We start from the raw sequence: 1,774 nt of genomic DNA, 5'->3' as shown, positions 1-1,774 counted from the left end.
ACTCATTATCAGATATTTGATTTCCCCAAGCTTCACAGTTATGGTAAATTCTCACAAATCATATAGGATTGCTATAGATGACTACAATATTAGGAAAACCTTCAGTAAATCCAAAGTTCTCTGTTGCAAAGGAGCCGGCATCGTCAGCTTGTCGAAACTAACTGAAACCAGACGCAATTTAGGCTAGACTTGATTTTTAGCGATTGTCGATAAATTTGTTATTAACGTCCTAAAATTTAGAAGTGGAAAACCCTCAAAAGTACATTTTGTTGAAGCTTTCCGTTTTGCTGGAGTGGATGGCTTGACCGGAACAACCACTGGCCCCGAATCAGAAGCATTCAGCCGCTCCTCATCCTCGAACAACGACGACGGACGGTAATCGTTGACACATAAGCCCTTCTACGTAATAAGCTAACACACATAAAAACAGGTGTGCAAGCACCACCAGAAGTTGTATCGCTAGCAACAACACCCACAGCATCACTAATAGCGAAAACACCGCCCACACAACCGGCACAGGAAACTGCATTGCCAACTCCAACACCACCGCAGCCGAAGCATCGGCACCAGAACCAGTTTCCATTCAATAGACCTCTTGCGAAAGTGCGATTCTCAGTAAAATAAAAGAAAAAATTACCTTAATAATATGAATTACGAACAATTACAAAAGTTAACCCCAAAGACTTTAAACGCTACTGTGGAGTACATCAAGAGACATTCAAACAGATGGTAAAAATAGTCAAAGCGGAAAAAATACTTCAAAAAAAATCAGGAAGACCAAGTAAATTGTGCGTAGAAAACCAAATCTTAATGACATTATCCTATTTGCGAGAATATCCTACTTTTTTTCATCTGGGAATTAAATGGGGTATTAATGAATCAAATGCTTATCGAATTGTAATTATAACTGAGAAAGCTTTAATAATTCAAATTTATTTAATTTGCCAGATAAAAATATATATATTTATCAATTTCAAATTCAGGAGATAGAAACTGTAGCGGTGGATGTGTCAGAACATGAAATAGAGCGTTCCCAAAAAAAGCAAAATAAATATTATAGTGGCAACCAAAAATATCATACAATAAAATCGCAAGTTTTAGCCAACACAAAAAGTACCGAAATAATATGTACAGCTTTTAGTAACGGGAAAACGCATGATTTTAGTTTGTTTAAAAAAAGCAATATCGGGATGAATGAAGAACTTGAATTTTGGGGCTATCGAGGTTATCAAGGAATCAAAAAGATTCATACTAATAGTAGAACATTGCTCAAAAAAATAATAAATAAAAAACTGAGTCAAGCCGAAAAAGTTTTGGTAGTGCTAAACAAGTAATGATGTGTTGTAGTGATGGATAAAATACCAAATGGCACCAATGTGATTTTCCAAGGACTTAGAAAAGGATAAAGTTTTTCGCACTAACCGAGACACCCGTTGTCTAAGGGTGTTGTTGAATCGTTCAATGTAACTGGTGAGAGCCCGTTTCCTTGCCGACGGCTCGATGTCGTTTGCTTGGCAGCACAGCGGCGTAAGCTGCCCAAAAATCGGTGTAGGCAACGGCGCATTGTCATTCTTACTGGCGGTAAGGATTTCCATAATTCTTTCTAAGGCGGCCGAGTCTCTTGCCCCAATGTAAACCCCGACAATTTCACGGGTCTTAACGTCTAAGGCTAACCATACCCACTGTTTATTGCTTTTATCCCACATTCCGCAGGTGCGCTCGCGCGCTCAAGTATTTTTAAAAGATGAGCAATATTGAAGCGTCTGATATTAGA

The 1,774-nt window shown here is 38.4% G+C and carries 5 protein-coding genes; 3 read left to right on the top strand and 2 right to left on the bottom strand.

Going from position 1 to position 1,774, the window contains the following annotated elements; all coding sequences use genetic code 11:
• Positions 1–187, top strand: a 187-nt coding sequence (locus QUA20_RS31610; protein ID WP_333194285.1) for a hypothetical protein, incomplete at its 5' end; no start/stop codon positions are given.
• A 162-nt stretch (positions 188–349) separates the two neighbouring features.
• Here QUA20_RS31610 and QUA20_RS31605 read toward each other — a convergent pair.
• Positions 350–583, bottom strand: coding sequence for a hypothetical protein (locus QUA20_RS31605; protein ID WP_333194283.1), 234 nt, complete (start codon positions 581–583; stop codon positions 350–352).
• 143 nt (positions 584–726) lie between these two features.
• On the opposite strand from QUA20_RS31605, the gene QUA20_RS32270 reads away from it, so the two are divergent.
• Together QUA20_RS32270 and QUA20_RS31600 are read left to right on the top strand one after the other, a co-directional pair.
• Entirely contained in the window at positions 727–990 is a 264-nt protein-coding gene (locus tag QUA20_RS32270) for a helix-turn-helix domain-containing protein (RefSeq protein ID WP_445304742.1), read from the top strand.
• Positions 942–1,334, top strand: coding sequence for a transposase family protein (locus tag QUA20_RS31600; protein WP_333194282.1), 393 nt, complete (start codon positions 942–944; stop codon positions 1,332–1,334). Before QUA20_RS32270 ends, QUA20_RS31600 begins: the two co-directional genes overlap by 49 nt.
• On the opposite strand, the gene QUA20_RS31595 is transcribed toward QUA20_RS31600, so the two are convergent.
• Positions 1,323–1,706, bottom strand: a complete 384-nt coding sequence (locus QUA20_RS31595) for an IS1 family transposase (protein ID WP_333194280.1) — start codon at positions 1,704–1,706, stop codon at positions 1,323–1,325. The two genes, QUA20_RS31600 and QUA20_RS31595, sit on opposite strands and share 12 nt — an antisense overlap.
• Positions 1,707–1,774: the final 68 nt, after the last annotated feature.

Origin of the sequence: Microcoleus sp. Pol7_A1, assembly GCF_036701085.1 — a bacterium.
Lineage (GTDB): Bacteria > Cyanobacteriota > Cyanobacteriia > Cyanobacteriales > Microcoleaceae > Microcoleus > Microcoleus asticus.
Note: the sequence above shows the minus strand (reverse complement) of the source record. Positions and strands in the feature narration are given on the sequence as shown.